The sequence below is a fragment of the Kitasatospora sp. NPDC101235 genome (genome assembly GCF_044767505.1).
Taxonomy (GTDB): Bacteria; Actinomycetota; Actinomycetes; order Streptomycetales; family Streptomycetaceae; genus Kitasatospora.
The window spans coordinates 23,935-42,136 of the sequence record NZ_JBIWNZ010000027.1 but is presented as its reverse complement, the minus strand read 5'-3'; the positions used below and the strand labels follow the sequence as shown (position 1 = coordinate 42,136).

Annotated in this window: 20 protein-coding genes and 1 pseudogene; all 21 read left to right on the top strand. The window is 72.9% G+C overall.

Annotation, left to right across the window (positions count from 1 at the left end; translation table 11 throughout):
• Positions 1-45: 45 nt before the first annotated feature.
• The 21 genes and pseudogenes from ACIRRH_RS33600 (at position 46) to ACIRRH_RS33500 (ending at position 17,970) form a co-directional block, all read left to right on the top strand.
• Positions 46-1,137: a hypothetical protein gene (locus tag ACIRRH_RS33600; RefSeq protein ID WP_403074948.1), complete on the top strand. Its 1,092-nt coding sequence runs from the start codon at positions 46-48 to the stop codon at positions 1,135-1,137.
• 37 nt (positions 1,138-1,174) lie between these two features.
• Positions 1,175-1,771, top strand: a complete 597-nt coding sequence (locus tag ACIRRH_RS33595) for a hypothetical protein (RefSeq protein WP_403074945.1) — start codon at positions 1,175-1,177, stop codon at positions 1,769-1,771.
• A 29-nt stretch (positions 1,772-1,800) separates the two neighbouring features.
• Entirely contained in the window at positions 1,801-2,298 is a 498-nt protein-coding gene (locus ACIRRH_RS33590; RefSeq protein ID WP_403074942.1) for a hypothetical protein, read from the top strand.
• 8 nt (positions 2,299-2,306) lie between these two features.
• Positions 2,307-2,786, top strand: coding sequence for a hypothetical protein (locus ACIRRH_RS33585; RefSeq protein WP_403074939.1), 480 nt, complete (start codon positions 2,307-2,309; stop codon positions 2,784-2,786).
• Positions 2,783-3,463 carry a hypothetical protein gene (locus ACIRRH_RS33580; RefSeq protein WP_403074936.1) on the top strand — a complete coding sequence of 227 codons (681 nt, stop codon included), beginning with the start codon at positions 2,783-2,785 and terminating at the stop codon, positions 3,461-3,463. Before ACIRRH_RS33585 ends, ACIRRH_RS33580 begins: the two co-directional genes overlap by 4 nt.
• Positions 3,460-4,293 carry a hypothetical protein gene (locus tag ACIRRH_RS33575; protein WP_403074935.1) on the top strand — a complete coding sequence of 278 codons (834 nt, stop codon included), beginning with the start codon at positions 3,460-3,462 and terminating at the stop codon, positions 4,291-4,293. Before ACIRRH_RS33580 ends, ACIRRH_RS33575 begins: the two co-directional genes overlap by 4 nt.
• The gene (locus ACIRRH_RS33570; RefSeq protein WP_403074933.1) at positions 4,290-4,736 is read left to right on the top strand and encodes a hypothetical protein; all 447 of its coding nucleotides are present in this window, start codon (positions 4,290-4,292) and stop codon (positions 4,734-4,736) included. Before ACIRRH_RS33575 ends, ACIRRH_RS33570 begins: the two co-directional genes overlap by 4 nt.
• Before the next feature lie 107 nt (positions 4,737-4,843).
• A complete protein-coding gene (locus ACIRRH_RS33565) occupies positions 4,844-5,371 on the top strand; it encodes a hypothetical protein (RefSeq protein ID WP_403074930.1) in 528 nt (175 codons plus the stop codon).
• A gap of 375 nt (positions 5,372-5,746) precedes the next feature.
• Positions 5,747-7,291 carry a type IV secretory system conjugative DNA transfer family protein gene (locus ACIRRH_RS33560; protein WP_403074927.1) on the top strand — a complete coding sequence of 515 codons (1,545 nt, stop codon included), beginning with the start codon at positions 5,747-5,749 and terminating at the stop codon, positions 7,289-7,291.
• Positions 7,292-7,359: 68 nt separating this feature from the next.
• Complete coding sequence (locus ACIRRH_RS33555; RefSeq protein WP_403075100.1) at positions 7,360-8,193, top strand: hypothetical protein; 834 nt, start codon at positions 7,360-7,362, stop codon at positions 8,191-8,193.
• A 637-nt stretch (positions 8,194-8,830) separates the two neighbouring features.
• Entirely contained in the window at positions 8,831-9,712 is an 882-nt protein-coding gene (locus tag ACIRRH_RS33550) for a hypothetical protein (RefSeq protein WP_403074924.1), read from the top strand.
• A 191-nt stretch (positions 9,713-9,903) separates the two neighbouring features.
• Positions 9,904-11,166, top strand: coding sequence for a DNA cytosine methyltransferase (locus ACIRRH_RS33545; RefSeq protein WP_403074921.1), 1,263 nt, complete (start codon positions 9,904-9,906; stop codon positions 11,164-11,166).
• Positions 11,167-11,243: 77 nt separating this feature from the next.
• The gene (locus tag ACIRRH_RS33540; RefSeq protein WP_403074918.1) at positions 11,244-12,062 is read left to right on the top strand and encodes a hypothetical protein; all 819 of its coding nucleotides are present in this window, start codon (positions 11,244-11,246) and stop codon (positions 12,060-12,062) included.
• On the top strand, positions 12,059-13,228 hold the full coding sequence (locus tag ACIRRH_RS33535; RefSeq protein ID WP_403074916.1) for a DnaB-like helicase N-terminal domain-containing protein: 1,170 nt from the start codon (positions 12,059-12,061) through the stop codon (positions 13,226-13,228). Before ACIRRH_RS33540 ends, ACIRRH_RS33535 begins: the two co-directional genes overlap by 4 nt.
• 175 nt (positions 13,229-13,403) lie before the next feature.
• Positions 13,404-13,931, top strand: a complete 528-nt coding sequence (locus ACIRRH_RS33530; protein WP_403074914.1) for a hypothetical protein — start codon at positions 13,404-13,406, stop codon at positions 13,929-13,931.
• 60 nt (positions 13,932-13,991) lie between these two features.
• Positions 13,992-14,531, top strand: coding sequence for a hypothetical protein (locus ACIRRH_RS33525; protein ID WP_403074911.1), 540 nt, complete (start codon positions 13,992-13,994; stop codon positions 14,529-14,531).
• Entirely contained in the window at positions 14,528-15,217 is a 690-nt protein-coding gene (locus ACIRRH_RS33520) for a hypothetical protein (protein WP_403074908.1), read from the top strand. Before ACIRRH_RS33525 ends, ACIRRH_RS33520 begins: the two co-directional genes overlap by 4 nt.
• 60 nt (positions 15,218-15,277) lie before the next feature.
• On the top strand, positions 15,278-15,787 hold the full coding sequence (locus tag ACIRRH_RS33515) for a hypothetical protein (RefSeq protein ID WP_403074906.1): 510 nt from the start codon (positions 15,278-15,280) through the stop codon (positions 15,785-15,787).
• A gap of 56 nt (positions 15,788-15,843) precedes the next feature.
• The gene (locus tag ACIRRH_RS33510) at positions 15,844-16,389 is read left to right on the top strand and encodes a hypothetical protein (protein WP_403074903.1); all 546 of its coding nucleotides are present in this window, start codon (positions 15,844-15,846) and stop codon (positions 16,387-16,389) included.
• Between the two features lie 569 nt (positions 16,390-16,958).
• A pseudogene (locus ACIRRH_RS33505) lies at positions 16,959-17,462 on the top strand (DNA cytosine methyltransferase); the annotation flags it as partial.
• 136 nt (positions 17,463-17,598) lie between these two features.
• Positions 17,599-17,970: a hypothetical protein gene (locus ACIRRH_RS33500; protein ID WP_403075119.1), complete on the top strand. Its 372-nt coding sequence runs from the start codon at positions 17,599-17,601 to the stop codon at positions 17,968-17,970.
• Positions 17,971-18,202 lie beyond the last annotated feature (232 nt).

Genomic DNA, 18,202 nt, shown 5'->3' with positions numbered 1-18,202 from the left:
ACCGCCTCCGGGCTGGAGAACGCCACCTACCGCCAGCGCCGCCTGTTGGCCGACTACGGCTTCACCCCGATCCCCGGCAGCACGGGCATGGCGTTCACCGGCCGGACCGACAGCCTGATCCTCCACGCCCGGCAGACCGTGGCCGCCCTGCGCGCCACCGGCGCCGAGGTCCACCCGGACCCCTCCTTCGACTACACCCCCGGCACGCACCCCGGGCACCCCTCGCCGTCCTCCCTCGCCACTGCCCCGGGTGCTCAGGTCGTCACCCCCGGCCGCGTCCTTCCTCAGCCTCCTCCGCCGACTGCGGGGCAGCACCCGGACGTCGCCGTCGGCCGCCACCCGGAGCACGGGATCACCGCGACCAACAGCACGGACAGCCCGGCCGCGGTGCAACTCCTGGCACAGGCCGGCTTCTATCGAGTGCCGAACCATCCGAGCCTGTACTCCCTCACCCGGCCCGAGGCGGGCGGCATCGAGCGGGCCACGGACACCGTCGCCCGGCTTCGGGCGGCCGGACTGACCGTCGCCTCGGACGCGGCGTTCGACCCCGATCACGCTCCCGGCGAGCCCGGCGAGGCGTTCCGCACCCACCTGGTCAAGATCGCCGACAACGCCGAGACACAGGACCCCTCACAGGACCCGTTCGCCACCCGGATCTTCCCGGCACCGCGGCAGGAAGCGGGCGCCGTCAAGCCGGTGGTAGGCCTCGACCCGTTCGCCACCCAGCTGCGCGCGGCCCCCGACCGGGCCGGGACGGACAGCCGGATGGGCGCGCTGCTCAGCAACCGGCAGGACACGCTCGTTGCGGTTCAGGAGATCCTGGCCGCGCTCGACCAGCAACTGCGCGACGACCCCCAGGCCCTGGACCCCGAGCAGGTGTCCGCGGTCTTGGACGAAGCGCAGACCACCCTCGGCGGTGTCCGCCGCGACCTGGCCACGATCTCCGCCGCCGCACCAGCCCGAGCTGCCCGCCCCGTCCAGGCCGCCCGGCCGACCGTCGCGCCCGAACTCGGTGCCCGCGCCCAGGCGGCCACCGCCACCAGCCTGCGGTTGGGCCGGGTCACCGCCACGCAGCCGGTCGAAGCCGCCGCGCGGCCCGTCGACCCGCGCCGCGCCTACGGCATCCACACCCGCTGACCAACACTCCCCTGCTCAAGACCGTTGAGGAGCCCACGTGTCCGCACTCCCGGGGAACGACGACACCGCCGACATCACGATCTCCCGCAACGCCCACACCGGCACGGTCTCGGCCACACCGAGCGCCATGGCCTTCCGGATCGCGGACGCGCTCCTGCCGCAGCTCGGCTTCGTTCCCGCCCCCGCCGCCCTGGGATCGTTCCGCCTCACCGCCCCCCGGCGCGGCAGCCGGGAACGGGCCGTGGCCGCCGTCCGTGCCCTGCGGACCATGGGCCACCGGGTGCTCACCGACCCCGAGTTCGACACCTGCGCCGCCGCCCGCCCCGGCAACGCCGACGAGCCCGACGTCGCGATCGGCCGGCACCCGAAGCTGGGCATCGTCGCCGCCGTCGCCGACGACCTGCCGATCAACCCGGCCCCGCTGCTCACCCGAACCGGGTGGCAGCACGTGCCGGCCCTCGACCTCTACCGGGCCCCGGCCACCGACCGCCCCGAGGACGACGGCCTTCCCGCCGTCGCCCGGGCGACCGCCCGCCTCCGCCGCAGCCGGTACACCGTCGCCGTCCAGCCGGACCTCGTCGCCGCCATCCTGGCCCGCAAGGCCGAGCCAGCCGTACAGCAGCACCGCCACTGATTCCCCGACTTCCAAGGAGGCCAGACGACATGGCCGTTCAGACCACGTGGGTGGTCACCCACTCCTGCGGACACGAGCACGAGCACGACCTCGGCGCCAGGCCGGCCGACCGGCGGGCCGGGTACGCCCGCTGGCTCGCCGGACGCGACTGCACCGACTGCTGGCGCGCCCAGCGAGACGGCGACCGCGGCGAGGAGCGCGCGGCCTGGATCGCCGCCCGCCGGGCCGAGGAGCAGCAGGCCGCCGCCGACTGGGCCGAGCAGTACCGGATGCCGCCGCTGTCCGGACCGGCGGCGATCCTCGACTGGGGCGGGCGCTGCCGTCACCAGCTCGTGACCGGCGCCTACCGCAACCTCGTCACCGAGGGCGAGTTCAGCGAGGACCGGTGGCAGGAGGTCGAGGGCCTGGCCCGCGCGATCGACCGTGCCGGCTGGTGGGTGGACCAGCGCGAGGCCGCCCCCGCAGACCTGCCGGAGCTGCTCGCCGCCGCCACCGACGCCGACCGTGTCGTCGAGAACCCGTTCTAGGGGGCGATGTGAGCCTGACCACCGCACTCTCCCACAGCCGACCCGACGACGCGGAAGCCGCCCGCGTCGCCGCCTGGGCGGTGCGCCGCTTGAGTGATTCCCTCGCCGACAGCACCCTGCCGGCCGACATCGCCCGTCCCGTCGCGCTCCTCGAACCCCTGCTGCACGAGATCGAGGAGGCCCTGCGGCGCGCGGCCGAGGCCGCCAGCGGAGCCAGCCCCGCGCGCTCCGCCGGCGCCACCGCCGAGCAGTTCGGCCAGGCCAGCGCCACCACCGTCCTGCTGCGGCTGCACCTGGAGCAGATCACCACTCGGCTGCGAGCCTTCGGCCTCGACTTCCCCACCGACACCGCCGACCTCTCACCCCGGGCCGGCGCCGCCCAGCGCACCATGTCCCAGACCCGGCACGTCCCGCGGCCCGTGCAGCTCCCGGCCCCGGTGCCCGCCGCACCGATCACCACTACGCTCGGCCACACGGCACGGCGGTGACCGGCCCGATCCGCATCACGCCGGGCCGGTTCGGCGCCGCCTGCGCCAGCGGCGCCGACGCTACGGCCCGCGCGCTCCTGACGAAGTCCGGCTTCACCCCTGCCCGCGCCGCCGACCAGCCCCTGTCCCTGGGTATGACCGACGGCCCGCTCGTCTTCCGCGCCCTGGTCGGCGAAGCGGCCCACCGGCTGGAGCGCGCCGGGTACGACGTCGAGGTCGATCCGCAACTTCGGCTCTCCGCGACCGGCGAGGAGGCACTGGAGGTCCTCGCCGACCTGCGGCGCACGCTCGACGAACTCACCGAGCTGCTCCCCCGGATGGACGACCTGCGCGAACTCGCCGACGTTGCCGCCCAGATGATCACCGGCCCGCTCAACGTCGCCGACGGCACCCGCAAGCTGCTGCGCACCGCGGCGGGCTGCGCGCGTGACGCCCGCGGACTCCCGCACGAGCGCGAGGAGATCGCCGACTGGCTCGACGCGAGCGCCGAGGCCCTCACCACTCTCCAGCGGACCGCTTCCCAGGTGGCCTACCCGCACTCCGACACCCTCCCGGCCGCCCGGGCCTCGGCCGCCCGCACCCGGTCCCCCGCCGTGCGCACCACCGCCGCCTCCCTCACCGGCGCCACCGCGTCCGTCCGTTCCCACGCCCCCGACCTCCGGAGAACCCGAGCTTGACCCACTCCACCCGCCTGGCCCTGGCCCAGCGGCTACGCAGCCTCGCCGACCAGATCGACGCCGATGACGGCCGGCTCAGCCAGAACCTCCTCACAGCCCTCGTCTCCCCACAGGGCCTGCTCCAACTCACCTCCGAGGCAGCTGACATCGCCCGGGCCGACCTCGCTGCCTGGGATCACGCCCTCAGTCCCCACGAGGCCAGCCCGCACCTGAACGAACTCTGCCAAGGGTTCGCCAGGGTCGAGGAGAGTCTGCTCGACTCCCTGGAGGAGGCTGCCCTCCACCTGCCCGGCGCCCGCGCGCTGATGGCCGACCATGCCAGTCCTGCCGAGGCCGCGGCAGCAGCCCTGGCCACCGAACAGAGGCTGTGGGACGGACCCGAAGTCCGCGGCAACGAGCGCGTCCACTACTGGACGGTCGACGGCTCGGACCGCGACCTCCTGCCAGGCCTCGCACCGACCCGGCGCGGCTATGTCGACCCCTACGGCACCGTGCTCTTCACCCGCCCGGTCGCCGAGCGGGTCGTCGCCGACATGCTCGCCGACAGCGCCGGCTTCGAGGCCGCCTTCCAGCCGGACGGCTCGCTGATCTACACCTGGCCCAGGGGGTACGACGGCGACGGCGGACGAATGCACGTCGTCCCGGACGACCGCGGACTGTACGCGATCGGCGGCCAGTGGCCATGGGATTCCCACCGACCCGGGAACGCCGAACTCGCCCACCGAGCCCAGGCCGCCCGACTCGCTTCCAGCACGCCAGCCCCGTCGGCCCCGCCCGAGGCCGCCACCCGGCCCGGCCCTCCGGCCGCCACCCCGGGAAGAGCGCGATGAACCCGCTGCCTCAGGAGCGCACCCAGGCCACCTCGGCAGCGCTTCTCACCAAGGGCCTACGCGAAGTCGCCGCACGGATCCGCGACTCCACCGACCCCGCCGAGGTCGCCGACCTGCTCCAGGAGATCACCCGCGACGGCGGCACCCTCGAAGCGGTGTCCGACGTGGTCGCGACCGCGAGCCGGTGGACCAAAGCCCGGCCCGGCGGCACGTACCTCTGGCAACCGCTGGGCCGGGCCGCGGACGAGATCTGGGAAGCCGGCGCCGACCTCACCGACCTGCCCGCGCAGATCCGTGACCTCGCCGCCGGAGCGGCTCGCATCCGCTCCGCCGCCGCGCGCACCACTACCGCCCAGGCCCCCGGCGCCGATCGGGGGCCGGCCCCGAACACCCCCACCCCGACCATGCACACGCCCGAACCACACCGCTCCCCGGGCCGGTAAAGAAACGGTTCTCCCTGATTCCCTCGATCACGCGGTACGCGAGCACCCGTGACCTGCTGACCGCCGCGCAGCACCATGCCCTGCGCCGGCCGGGCGGCGGCCCTCCGGTGAGCGTCGTCGGCGCCTGGCGCGGGATCGCCGAACTCCCGCCACCGGGAACTCCAGAACTCGATTGCCTGGCAGCCGAGTTGAACGCCCTCCTCCAGGCTCACCGCCCGAAGGAGGGTGCGCTCCCGGGCCGTAGCCGCGACGTGTGGCACTGCACCATCCGTGACCACCCCGACGCCCCTCGCCTGACCGACGCCCAGTGGGCGGCCACCGTCCGCCGGGTCCTGGCCGCCACCGGCATCGTGCCGGCCGACGACCCCTCGGCCGGATGCCGGTGGATCGCGCTGCGGACCGACAGCCACGAGGTCCGGATCATCGCTCCGCTGATGCGCGCCGACGCCACCGCACCAGGGCTGCACCGCGACCACTCCCTGGCGCTCGCAGCCTGCCAGTTGGCGGACCTCGCCCACGTCCGGCACCGTGCCGCAACCACGCACACCGGGCACCGGCCCGTCGCCTCCGCGATGCCGCCGGCCGCCACCCGGCCGTGGGCCCCGGCGGACCGACCGGCATCACCCTCCCGCTGACCAGCGGATTGTCCGGCTTGAGTCGCGAGCGCGTGACCGCACCGCGCCGCCGCCAGCCCGTCCCCAGGACCGCACCACGGCTGCGGCCTTCTCCACGCCCGTGCCCATCCCCCGTGCCCGGGCTTCCCGCAAGGATCCTCTCTGCCTTCCCCCTCTCCCTCCCCCAAAGCCCCCTCTTCCAGCCCCGGCACCGATGCCGTCCTCTACACCCTCATAGGCGCCGGCCTCGCCCTCGCCGCCTACGGCTCTCTTGCCTGGGCCGGCGGCAACCTCACCAACTCCTGTTTCGGCAGCGGTCCCTGGCAGCCGTACCAGCCGGTCGTCGCCGCACTGCACCCCGACCGCCTATGGCCGGAGCTCGGCCCGCTCCAGGTCATGATCGGCGCCCGCATCGTCCCCGGCACGCTCTTCGCCGCCCTGGCCGGCATCGGCGTAACGCAGGTGCTCAAGCACCGCCGGTCCAAGAAGAGCGCCGGGCTGGCCACCAGCCGCGACCTGGCCGTCCTGCTACCCAAGGAGGTCTCGGCCAAGGCCAGGAGCCTTCGCCCCAGCCTCGCCGACGCCAAGCCGGGGTCGATCAAGCCCGCCGACACCGGGATCCTCCTCGGCAACCTCGGCGACGGCGGACCCGAGGTCCGCACGTCCTGGGAGGACGTCGCCGTAGCGATCATGGCACCCCGAAGCGGCAAGACCACCTCGCTCGCGGTCCCGTCGATCCTGAATGCCCCCGGCCCCGTCCTGCTCACCTCCAACAAGGCCGCGAACGACGCGTTCACGGTGACCTACGACGCCCGCTCCGAAGCCGGGCGGACGTGGACGATGGACCCGCAGCAGATCGCCCACACCGAGCAGGCGATGTGGTGGGATCCGCTGGCCGACGCCAAGGACCTCCCCGGCGCCCGCCGCCTCGCCCAGCACTTCGTCACCGCGAGCGTCGACGAGAACGAGCAGGGCGACTTCTGGTCCACCGCCGCCGCCAACACGCTGACCGCACTGTTCCTGGCCGCCGGAACCGACGGGCGCCCGATCACCGACGTGCTCGGCTGGCTCGCCCAGCCCGCCGACCGCACCCCGATCGACGTCCTCAAGGAACATCAACTCACGGCGATCGCAGCGCAGTTGCAGGGCACCGTCAGCGGTGCAGTCGAGACCCGCGACGGCATCTTCGAGACCGCCCGGCAGTACGCGTCGTGCCTGCTGGACCCGAAGATCTCCGCCTGGGTCACCCCGAACGACACCCTTCCGGAGTTCAAGCCAGCCGACTTCGTCACCCGCCGCGACACGCTGTACCTGCTCAGCAAGGACGGCGGCGGCAGCGCGAGCGCGTTGATCGCCGCCGCCGCGGACAGCGTGATGCGCACCGCCGTCATCCAGGCGGAACGCGACGGCGGACGCCTCGACCCGCCGCTGCTGTGCGTCCTCGACGAGGCGGCGAATGTGTGCAAAATCGGCGACTTGCCGGACTTGTACTCGCACTTGGGCTCCCGCGGGGTCATCCCAATCACAATCCTCCAGTCCTACCGGCAGGGCCAGCGGGTGTGGGGCGAGGTCGGCATGGACGCCATGTGGTCCGCCGCCACGATCAAACTCGTCGGCTCGGGAATCGACGACGCGGACTTCGCCGACAAGCTGAGCCGGCTCGTCGGTGACCACGACGTCGAGACCGTCTCACACTCCAGCAGCGATTCCGGCCGCTCCACCTCGGTCTCGATGCGGCAGGAGCGGATCCTGCCCGCCGACCAGATCCGCGCCCTCAAGAAGGGCTCGGCGCTGCTGTTCGCGACCGGCATCAAGCCTGCACTGCTCCAACTCCGGCCCTGGTACAAGGAATCCGGTGCCGGCGTGATCGGCAAGGCGTCCTCCCGGCAGACCGCGGCGATCACCGCGCGGGCCAAGGCCAAGGCGGAGGCCGCCGCGTGAGCACCGCCACCACGAGCACCCCGACCGTACGCACCCTGTCCCTGGGCGCCGGCGTCCAGTCCACCACCCTGCTGCTCCTGTCCACCCTCGGCGAGCTACCCCGCCTCGACTACGCCATCTTCGCGGACACCGGCTGGGAACCGAAGAAGGTCTACGAGCACCTCGACCGCGTCGAACGGGAAATAGCGAAACCCGCCGGAATACCCATCCTCCGAGTTTCCTCGGGCAACATCAGGAACGACGCCCTGGACCCGTCCCACCGTTTCGCCAGCATGCCGCTCTACATCCTGAACCAGGACGGCTCACCTGGCATGACGCGCCGCCAGTGCACCGGCGAATACAAGATCAAGCCCATCAAGCGACAGGTTCGGGAAATCCTCGGATACCCCTACCCGACGCGAATACCGGCCGACGTTTTCGCCGAGCAGTGGATCGGAATTTCGACCGATGAATTCCATCGCGCGAAGGACGCCGACGTCAAATACACGCGCAACCGATTCCCACTGATCGAGCTGGGCCTGTCGCGCGGTGACTGCCTGGGCCTGCTCGCCGAGCACGGCCTGGAGAGCACTCCCAAGTCCTCGTGCCTGGGGTGTCCGTTCCATGGCAACGCGCAGTGGCGCGCGATCCGCGACGGCGATCCGGCGGAGTGGGAGGACGTGGTCACCTTCGACCGCGAGATCCGCGCCGGCAACGCCCGGGCCAGCGCCCACGGCCGCCCGCTGCTCGGCCAGGCGTACCTGCACCGCTCCCGGGTGCCACTGGGAGAAGCGCCCATCGACCGGCTGACCCGCCGCGAGCAGCTCTCCCTGGAGGACCGAAACTCCGACGACGAGGCCGAGTTCGGCCCTACCGACGGGTGCTCGCCATACTCCTGCCGCTCCGGCGACCCAGTGTCCTGATCAACCTTCCCCTCTGGAGCCAGCCATCGCCTTCCGTCAACCCGGCGTCGGACACAACAGCTCCGGCGGCCGGCCGCGCCCCCAGGACGAGGACGCTCTGCTCGACGCAGGTCTCGCCTCGGTTCTGGCCCGCAGCCACCAGCCGCCGACCACACCGCCCGGGTCGAGCATCACGCACTGGGCCAACCTGGCGTCATCGACGGAGGGGCCGCTCGAATTCGCCGGTGTCGTCGCGCACGTCGTCGACCACGACGACGGCGCGTTCGCCCAACTACACCGCTTTCTCGAGGTCGCCGAGGACCGACTGTGGGAACGGCATGACAACGACCGGGCCATGAAGTTCGCCGAAGCCAGGAGGCGGCTGGAGGCGATCGGCACCGATCTCACCGAAGTGGCAACCGGGATGCTCGCACCTTCACCCGGTCGGCGCCATCCGGCGCTCGCCCATTCCAGCCATCTGCTCGCTCCACCGCCTGTCCTGGACCCCTTCCTTCCGAGCCGAAGCGGGTCCACGGCCGGCCCACCCCCGCACCGCCACGCCCGCTGACCTCGACGCGGTCGGTGGCACTGCCATACCCGCCCTATCCGGAGGCCATTTCTGACGTCCTCGTACACCACGGTCGACCAAGCGAAGGCCTTGCGTTTCATCCGTCCGCTGCCGGATGGAACCACCACCGGCCTCCAGCAGATCACCCACCGCGCCGACGCCGTCATCATCGCCACGCTCGCGCAGGGTAGCGTCCACGACACGTGGACGGGCATCAACATCCGCATCGTCTCCAGTGCGTACGGGGAGCTACCCGGCAACTGGTTCGGCTTCGCCGAGCACTCCGTGTTCAACCGGGACGGGCGCTCCGATGCCGGCACCCTCACCCGCGAGAACCAACGGGATCTGCTCTGTGCCAGGGGAATCCTGCCCGACGCGGTCCGTGAAGCGGTCGACACCTACATCCGGGTCTTCGCCCCGGCGGAGGCCCCACAGTTCACCGCGATGCACCAGGTCGACGCCCTGTGGTGGCTCGCGGACCATCTCGTCGACCTTCGTGCGGTCCACCCGCACGCTCTGGCGGACAGTTCCTTTCCCCACCTCGATCCCGATGTCCTGAACGAGGTGGCCGGCGGGATCTACGGCGATCTCGAAGACCTCACCGGCGAGTGGGAGGCCGTCCCGGCCACACGGACCACATCCATCAGGGACGACCTCAAGCTCCTGCGCAGCCTGCGCTCCTCCCTGGTGGCACTCTCGGACCCTTCCATCGCGGGCCCGCACCTTGCCAGCTCGTTTCGCCGTCACGTCGAGACGCTGGACGAGATCGACTCCCAGATCGCCGTCGGCCTGCGCCTTCCGCACGCCACCTCGGCCGGCTCGCCCCGCAGGGCCGCCGCACTGGGCACCACCGCGACCGCTCAACTCGGCGCTCCCTCTCCGGCAAGTGCAGGGAGGGAGCCGGACCGCGAGGCACTCCGACCGGCGCCCTCGCTCGCATCGGCATCTTCCGCACCGGGTCGAGCCCGGTAGTGCGGCAGGAGTACACATCTCTTCCGCCCCGCCGGTGGCCCAACCTCTCCACGGCCGGGGATCCCGCGTGGTTCCCTCAACTACGGCAGACGGGACCGTGGTCCTACCGCGAACTGGTCACGCTCGCACACCCATGGCCGGTCTCCTGGCTGTTCCCGCCGCGCCGCGGAGACCCGCCCAGGATCGTCAACTTGTTCGCCGGCCCCGGCGGTTGGGACGTCGGGCTCCAGATCCTCGCCGACGGGGGCACGCCCTTCGATGTCGTCGGCGTCGAGCTGGACGCGGACGCTGCCGCCACAGCGGAGGCCGCCGGGTTCCGGCGCATCCGCTACGACGTACGCCACCTCGACCCCACCCACCCGGCCCTTCGGCATGTCGAAGGCCTGATCGTCAGCGCGCCGTGCATCACCTGGAGCCCAGCAGGCCTCCGGCAGGGCCACGCCCACGAGAACTTGGAGTTGCTCCTCGACATGTTGCCCCTGGCGCTGGAGGCGTCGTTCGGGCACTGGCACGACGACGGCGAGTGCGACGAAGCGGACAGCTGTCTGATCTGCACCGATCCTGTCTGGGACGGGAACTGCGGGTGGACAGGTCCGCTGATCGCCCGCAACGACGCCCGCGAGCCGATCTCCAGGATGACCGACCCGGACATCGGGCTCGTCGCCGAGGCCGCGCTCTGGGCACTCAGCCTCTCCGCCTGCTACGACAACGTGCAGTGGCTCGCCATGGAACAGTCCGGCGCGCTGCCACCGGTCGTGCCGGACGCGATCGGCGAGGTACTCGAGATGGCCGACTGGTGCGACTCCGCCCACTGGCAGCTGGACGCGGCAGACCTCGGCCTCGCCTCCCACCGGCGTCGCACCTACCTCGTCGCCGCCCGGCACCGATTCGTCAAGTTCAACTCCGTCGACCCCGCAGACCCGGTCCCCGCCCGAACCGCGGCCGAGGCGCTGGGCTGGCGCGCGGGAGTTCGGGTCAACACCCGGGGTAACCGCGTCACCTCGGGCGGCAACGAGTGGTCGGCGGACCGGACAGCACCCGCCCTCACCGGCCGGTCCCGCAGCGCCTACTGGGCGAACGACCCCGGACGGCGGCTCGGACTGGCGGAAGTGGCGCTGCTGGTCGGGATGCCGGCGGACCACCCGTGGACCGGCTCGGAGTCGGCCCGCTTCCGGCAGGCCGCCGATGTCGCAGCCCCCACCGATGTCGCCCGGATCCTGGGGCCGCTCCTCGGCCGCCCGTGGCGGGATCCGGTACGCCACTACCTCACGAACCTCTACGGCCCGCGAAGCCAGGCCGCCGCCAGATCCGCGGCCGCCAGATCCGTCGCCGCCGGCCACGCCCGGCGGGGCGCAGCGATCGTCTCCGCGACGCCGGTGCTGCCGGGCCTCGACGCCTTCGTGATGCCCTCGGAGTCCGCGCCGCCCCCGCGCCCGGCGAAGCCGTCCCGCTGACGGCAGGCGATCCGCCAGGAGAAGCCCGTGCCGCCGCTGACGGGCACCCCGACAATCCCGATCCGAGCAGGAGGCTCGTGAAAGACATCGCCCAGGCCCTGCGCGGCTGGACGCCCGAGGACCCGGCTTCCGAGGCCACCATCGAGTACCTGACCCTGGAGCCCGAGCTGTTCGAGGTCGTCAGCTCCCACCAGGCGGGCGACCAGCGCTTCCTGGTGGCTTTCGATTGGAACACCATCGGCGGGCCTCCGGGGATGAACCGGGCCCTCGCCGTCCACGTCGCGTTCGACCCGGGCACCCACCGCTGCCGCGTCCACGCCCGCGGTGCGCCGACCTTCGGGTGGGCGGGTCGCTGGCTGGTCGGACGGGGGGCCGACCCTCGCGCCGTCGCCGACTACCGGCCGGTCCCGGACGACCCGTACAACCTCGGCCCCGGCGACCGGGCCGAAGGACTGATCTCCGGACAGGACTACGGCTTCACCCGCCCCGGCTCCAGAGCCACCCGGCTGATCGAGGACCGGGTCCGGCGCTGCGGCGACCGCTACCGATTCCTGGACTCTGCCAACGCCTACCCCTCGTTCTTCAACGGCGAGCGGGAGGCGACCTTCGTCCTGCTGCAGGATCGGCACCCGCGTGCTGTCGGCCGCCGGTTCCTCATCCAGCTGGAGACCGTCAACGTGCAGCGCGCGACGTACACCATCACGGAGGGCGGCTTCCGCACACTGGCCCAGGCCCGGGACTGGATCGACGGGATCGACGCGTACGCGGGCACCACCCCGCTTCTGTCCGCCACCGACCCGGTCACCGGGCTCGCCCCGCTCGGCCTTCCCGCTCCCGTACGCGACCGGGTCGCACCGGTCCAGGGCGCGGCCACCGTCGCGCGGCGGACGCGGTGACGGTGACCGCCGCCGGACTCGCCCCCGACCTGGAAGCGGAGCAGGCCCTGCTCGGCGCTCTTCTCCTGTCTCCCCCGGAACTCGACTCCGTCGCATCCTGGTTGAGATCATCTCACTTTCTCCGCCCCGCCCACGCCGCCCTGTACGAGGTCCTGCTCGCGCAGCGAACGGCCGGCCACCCCGGCGCGGCCGAGGGAGCCGACGACAAGCAGCTCCGGGACTTCGCGCTGGAGGCGATGGCCGCAGCGGGAGCGGCCAGCCGGGGGCTGAGCCCGAGCTACGGCGCGAGCCTGATCGCCGCCTGCCCGTACCCGCGCCACGCCCGTGCCTACGCCAGGATGGTGCTGGAGTCCTCGATCCGCCGCCAAGTCCACGAACGTGCGCACCGGCTCCAGCACGCCGCGCGGACCGGCGACCTGGACGGCGTGCTGGAGCTGACCGGCGAGCTGCGCCAGGCCGTCCACGAGCTGGCCGATCTCTGGGGCGCGCTGGACGAGCGGCCTCGCCCGCTGCCCGGCCCGTGGCCGCTCGAACTGGCCGATGCCGTCCGGGAGTCGACCACGGTCGACGAGGCTGCGCTGCTCTCCTCCGCCACGGCCGCCCCCGACGGGCTGCAGCAGATCGTCCGGTGGCTGCGGCCGGGCGACTTCCTCGACCGCGGCCACGGCGCCGTCTACCAGGCCCTGGCCGCCCTCGCCCGCCGGGGCGAGCCCGTCGACACGCTGACCGTGCTCTGGGAGGCGCAGCAGCAGGGTGCCATCGCCTGCGGTGCCGTCACTGCCGACGGCGTGCGTGCGGCCACCCGCGACGGCTTCACCGGCGACCCGCAGTACTGGGGCGAGCGGGTCCTGCGTGCCTCGGTCCTGCGCCACAGTGCCGCTTCGGCCGGCGTCGTGCGCCTCCTCGCGCGGGATGTCTCCTTGCCGGCCGCTCGCCTGCTCGGCTGCGCGCTGCACACCCTCGGCCTGGCCGAGGCCGTCCAGGATCGCTGGCGCACCGCCGACGGCTCCTCTCTCCGATCCGGCCCCACACCGGTCCCCGGTGGGACCGACCGGCGCGCAGCCGCGCGCACCCGGGTTCCCACCGCCGCCTTGCCTGGCGCCTCTCGCCCGTCGCCAGCCGAAGCCGCGACGCCACGCGGATCCCCCATCAGGAGCACCCGCTGAACGAACCCGACCACCCCGACCACCCCGTCATCCCGCAGGACATCCGCCCGCCCGACCCGCTCCCCCTCAGTCCAGCTAATCCTCCTAGGAGTCCGTCCTGCCCTCCACGAGTTCTCCCCGACCGCCGAGCCCCGAGGCCACTCGGCTGCGCGCCGCTGCCGACGGCCTCGATGTCGTGGCCGCTGCCCTGCCCGGTGCGTACCGGGAGCAAGGCCCTCCCGGTGTGCGCGAGCTGGCCCAGCACGTCGGCCGCATCAGCGACCGGCACGCCCACCTGGTCGCGACCGCCGACGTTCTGGCGTCGTCGCCGCGTGCCGACAGCACCCGGCGGGCCACGGCCCGCGCACTGGCCGACGCCAGCTCCGAGGTCGGGCGGGCGATGTCCAGCATCAGCCGTGCCGTCGCCATGTCCGCTCGCCTCCACGAGGTCGCCGACCTGAGCAGCCCGCGCGCCGAAGCCGTCCGCGAGCGCGCCGAACGCGAGCTGAACCTTGCTCTCTCCCACACTCGGCTCGCACTCACCGACGCCAGCGAAGCCCTGCGCCACCAGGCCCGCTCAGGCCGCAGCTCCGCCACCCTGCCCCCGGTGCGCAGCCGGGCCGCCCTCGCCCGCACCGCCGGTACGCCCGCCCCCACTTCGCTCACCGCCCCTCCGGCCAGCTCCGCCGCGGCCCCCGCCCCGGCCGCAGCACATGGCCGCTAGCCCTTCCAGGAGCCACCCATTCCTCGTTCGGAGCCTCTAGCCATTAGCTACGAAGCCGAGTTGGCGCAGATGGCGCGCATCTTCACCTTCGTCGCGGAGAACCTCGACAAGACAGCCCATGTGCCCGGCCGTTCCGGCATGGTCAAGGCCGTCACCGAAGAGTGCGAGAACGCCAGGACCGTGCTGCGGCACTGCTCGACCCGGATGTACGACCTCGCCGCCTCCACACCGGCCCAGGATCCGCGGCGCCTCGCGGCGGCAACATCGGCCTTCCGCACCGGACGGGCGCGAGCCGCCACCGTCCACCGCCACCTCGCTCACGCCCTGGCCATCCTCCTCGACGACGGACCTCCGGCTCAACTGGACGACGCCGAAGCTGTCGAGCGGGAGCGGCGTCTGGGCTACCAGATGCTGTGCGCGATCACCGAAGGACGCAATGCCGCGGTCGCCGCAGGGGACGAGTTGGTGGTGCTGAGCAAGAAGTTGCCGTCCGCTGCCGCGCCGGAGGTCGCCCGCACCCGGCGTTCCCGCGCCGTCTCCGCGACGGCCTCCGTTCCTGCTGCCGGCCAGCCGTCCGCGCCATCCGGTCGCCGCCGGTGACCGATATCCGCGAGGAGGACGTCCAACGTCTGACCGACCTCGCCGACCAGCTGGCCACCATCCGGCGCAGCCTTCGCCAGACCGCAAAACGGTCGCGGTCCGCGACACCGGATCTGCTGGCGCGGGACATCGGCGCCCTGGCCGACTACATCTCCGCCGCCTCCCGTCTGCGGGCCGAGCTCTCGCACCGCACCGGACCGGCGCCGGCGAACTACGGCGAGGACTGGGGGCCCGCGTTCGCCGCCACCCGGACCAGCCCCGTCCTGCACAAGCTCACCGAACTCCTCGACGACGCCTGCGACCTGGCCAACCAGAGCCGCCCCCGTAGCAAGTACCGCTCGCACTTCCAGTCCTCCGGTCTGAACCTGCGCGTGTCGGCCCAGTTCGTCGCCGCTGACAAAGAGCTCAGCCAGGTCATTGCCACGATCCGCCGATTCCGCACCGGGCTCGGCACGGTCCGAAAGCGCGAGCTGAAACAGGAACGGCAGGCTGTGGCCGAGCCCGCCGGCCCGACGGCCCGGATGGTCGCCGCCCGGGCGAAGGCCAGGGGCCAGGCCTCGGTGCTCGCCCCGGGCCCCGGGCAGGCGAGTGCCGCCGCGGCGGCGCGGCGGGCCGGGGCCTCCCAAGTGGTCTCCCGGCCCCCCGCGCCGACCGCACGACCGGCCCCAGCAGCCCCTCGCCGGTGACCCCCGCTGTGTCCCTCTGACGATCGGAGTGCCCTGAACGACACCGACCCCACAGTCGTGATGCGGTCGCTGGCCGACCGGCTGGAGGCCGTTCGCCGCACGCTTCCCGGCATCACCGACCACCCCTCCCAGGCCGCGTGGCCGATGACCCACCTGGTCGCAATCGCCGCTGAGGCAAGCGACGAGTATCTCTTTCGAGTCGCGGATCCCCGATCCGACCGCCGTGCCCTCGCCGTGTTCGCCGCCACCGCTTCGCGTGCCGGTGAGGCCCTGGCCGCTGTGGCCGGTGCCGCAACCCGGCTCCTCGACCCCGGCGGCGCCCGCGGAGTCCAGCAGGCGCTCGCCGACGCCGACGCCCTGGCCGTCATCGCCACCCGCGAACTGGCCACCGTCGCCGACCTGCTCACCGACACAGACCCAGCACCGGTGGTCCCGCTGCCCATCCGCACCACGCAGGCCTCGGCTGCCGCCGCCCGGTCCCGGATCGTCAGCGCCCAGCCCGCGAGCGCCGGCCGCCCCGAACCCGTCACCCCCACGGCTCCGGTCATCCCGCTGCGCCGAGGCCGCTGACCCTCAGGAGTCCCGTTCTGTCCACCGCGCACCCCACCGCGTGGGAACTCGCGGCGATGCTCGACGAGGTCGCCGGCTCGTGGCCCGCCGTACCCGCGCACGGCCCCCTGCCTGCCCCTGACACGGTCGGCGCGCAGCTCTTCGCCCTGCACGTGCTCCACACCGGGCTGACCGAAGCCGCCCTGCGGCCGGGCGACCCGTTCGCCGCACCCGAGAAGGCCGCCGCCGCCCATCGCGAGCGGCGGGCCACCACCCGGGCGGTCTCGATGTCGGCGATGGCGCTGCAGCGGATCAGCGAGGTCCTTGAACTCGCCGACACACACCGGCTCTCACCGACGCCCCTCGCCTGCCAGCACGCCCAGTGGCTCTATCAGGACGCTGCCCAGACGCTCTCCTTGGCCGCCCGCAACCTGCGCGACAACGGCCCGGCACCCAGATCCGCCGCGAAGTCCACCCGCCCCGTCGCCGGGGCCGGCCGCCCCGCCCGCGGAGCCGCCGCCCGTCTGCGCTCCGCGTTCACCCGCCCGTTCCGCACCGGTCCCGACGCCGCACGCCCCAGCCACCAGCCCGCGGCCGGCCCCTCCATGACCAAGCGGCTCTGATCCCCCACCTGGAGCCCGTTCCTGTCCTCCCTCCGCACCGACCTGTCCGCCGCCGCCGACCGAATACGCATCGCCCGCACGGACCTCGACTCCCTCCGACGGCCGGACGCCCTGCACACAGCGCCCGAACACATCGAGGCGCTACGCCAGAACCACCTTTCCGTCGTCACGCTCGCGGCAAACCTCACCGCATCCCGCCCTCCCGGCACGCGACCCCATCCCGTCGGCCTGGCCCTGCGGGACGCCGCCCTGGGCCTCGCCGAAGCCGACCGGCACCTCGTCTCCCTCGACCGGGCCATCCGGCACGACCCTGCCACCGGCCGCCCCTACACCGCCGATCCGAGCGGACACCACCTGTCGCTGCGGCGCTCCGAGCTGCTCCTGGACCGCGCCGCCACCAGCCTGCAGATCGCAGCCGAACGTACCGCCGAGCCCACCCGAAACAGCCTGCGGGCCAGCGCCGCCCGGGTCCGCTCCGCCGTGGCACGCCGAGCAGCCGCCGTCTTCGCTCCCGCCGACGCACCTCGCACCTGGTCTCTGCCGACGGACGCCCGAGGCAGGACGTCGCGATGAACGGTCTTCGCATCGGCTCGCTCTGCTCCGGCTACGGAGGGCTCGACCTCGGCGTCCAGTCGGTGCTCGGCGGCACCGTCGCCTGGCACGCAGACCCCGCACCCGGCGCCGCCGACATCCTTCAGCGCCACTGGCCCGCCGTCCCGAACCTGGGCGACATCACCGAGGTCGACTTCACCGAGGTCGAGCCCGTGTGCGTCCTCGTCGCTGGTTTCCCGTGCACCGACGTCTCCGTCGCCGGAACCAGGGCCGGCCTCGCCGAGGGCACCCGCTCCGGGCTGTGGCACACCATCGCCCGCTCCATCCGAACTCTCCGACCCTGCTTGGTGATCCTTGAAAACGTCCGAGGCCTGCTCTCCACCCCCGCTCGCTCGAATCCCGATGGCGACATGGAACGGTGCCCGTGGTGTCTGGGAGACACCGGAGATGAGCATCATCTGCGGGCACTCGGTGCCATACTCGGGGACCTGGCCGACGCAGGGTACGACGCGCGCTGGCAGGTGCTACGCGCCTCCGACGTCGGAGCACCCCACCGGCGCGAGCGGGTCTTCATCGCCGCCTGGCCCGCCGAACCTGCCGACCCCGCGGGCACGGGACTCCAAGGGGCCGGACACCGGGCGGGAGGACCTCGGCCACGTGGTCACGCTGCTGCTCACCCCGACCTCGAACCTCGGCTCGATCGGCGGCTCCCAGCACCCGGACCGCAGGAAGGCCGGCGGCCACGGCCCCAACCTGTCCGATCTGGTGGAGCATCTGCTGCCGACGCCGCGGGCGAGCGACGGCACCAAGGGCGGCCCCAACCAGCGCGGCTCGAAGGGCGATCTGACCTTGCCGAGCGCGGCGGCGAAGCTGCACCGGACCTCGAAGGCGGGCGCCGCCGGGGGCCCTCCCCGGCCCGGACGCAAGGGCTTCAGCCCGCCCGTGCCGCAGCCGGAGCTGCCGATGTGGCCGCAGCCGCGGTGCGCTGGGGCGAGTACGCCGCCGCCATCACTCGCTGGGAACGGATAACCCGCCCGGCACCCGATCCCGTGGATTCCCGCGGCCGCCTCTCCCCGGAATTCGTCGAATGGACAATGGGCCTCGAAAAAGGCCACGTGACGCAGGTCACGTCAATTTCCCGATCCGCTCAGCTGACCGCACTGGGAAATGGGGTCGTCCCCCAACAGGCGGCACTGGCAACCAAGTTGCTGACCACAGGCATTCCTCTCTGCGGAAATCATCCGGCGCCTGCCCGGTGAAT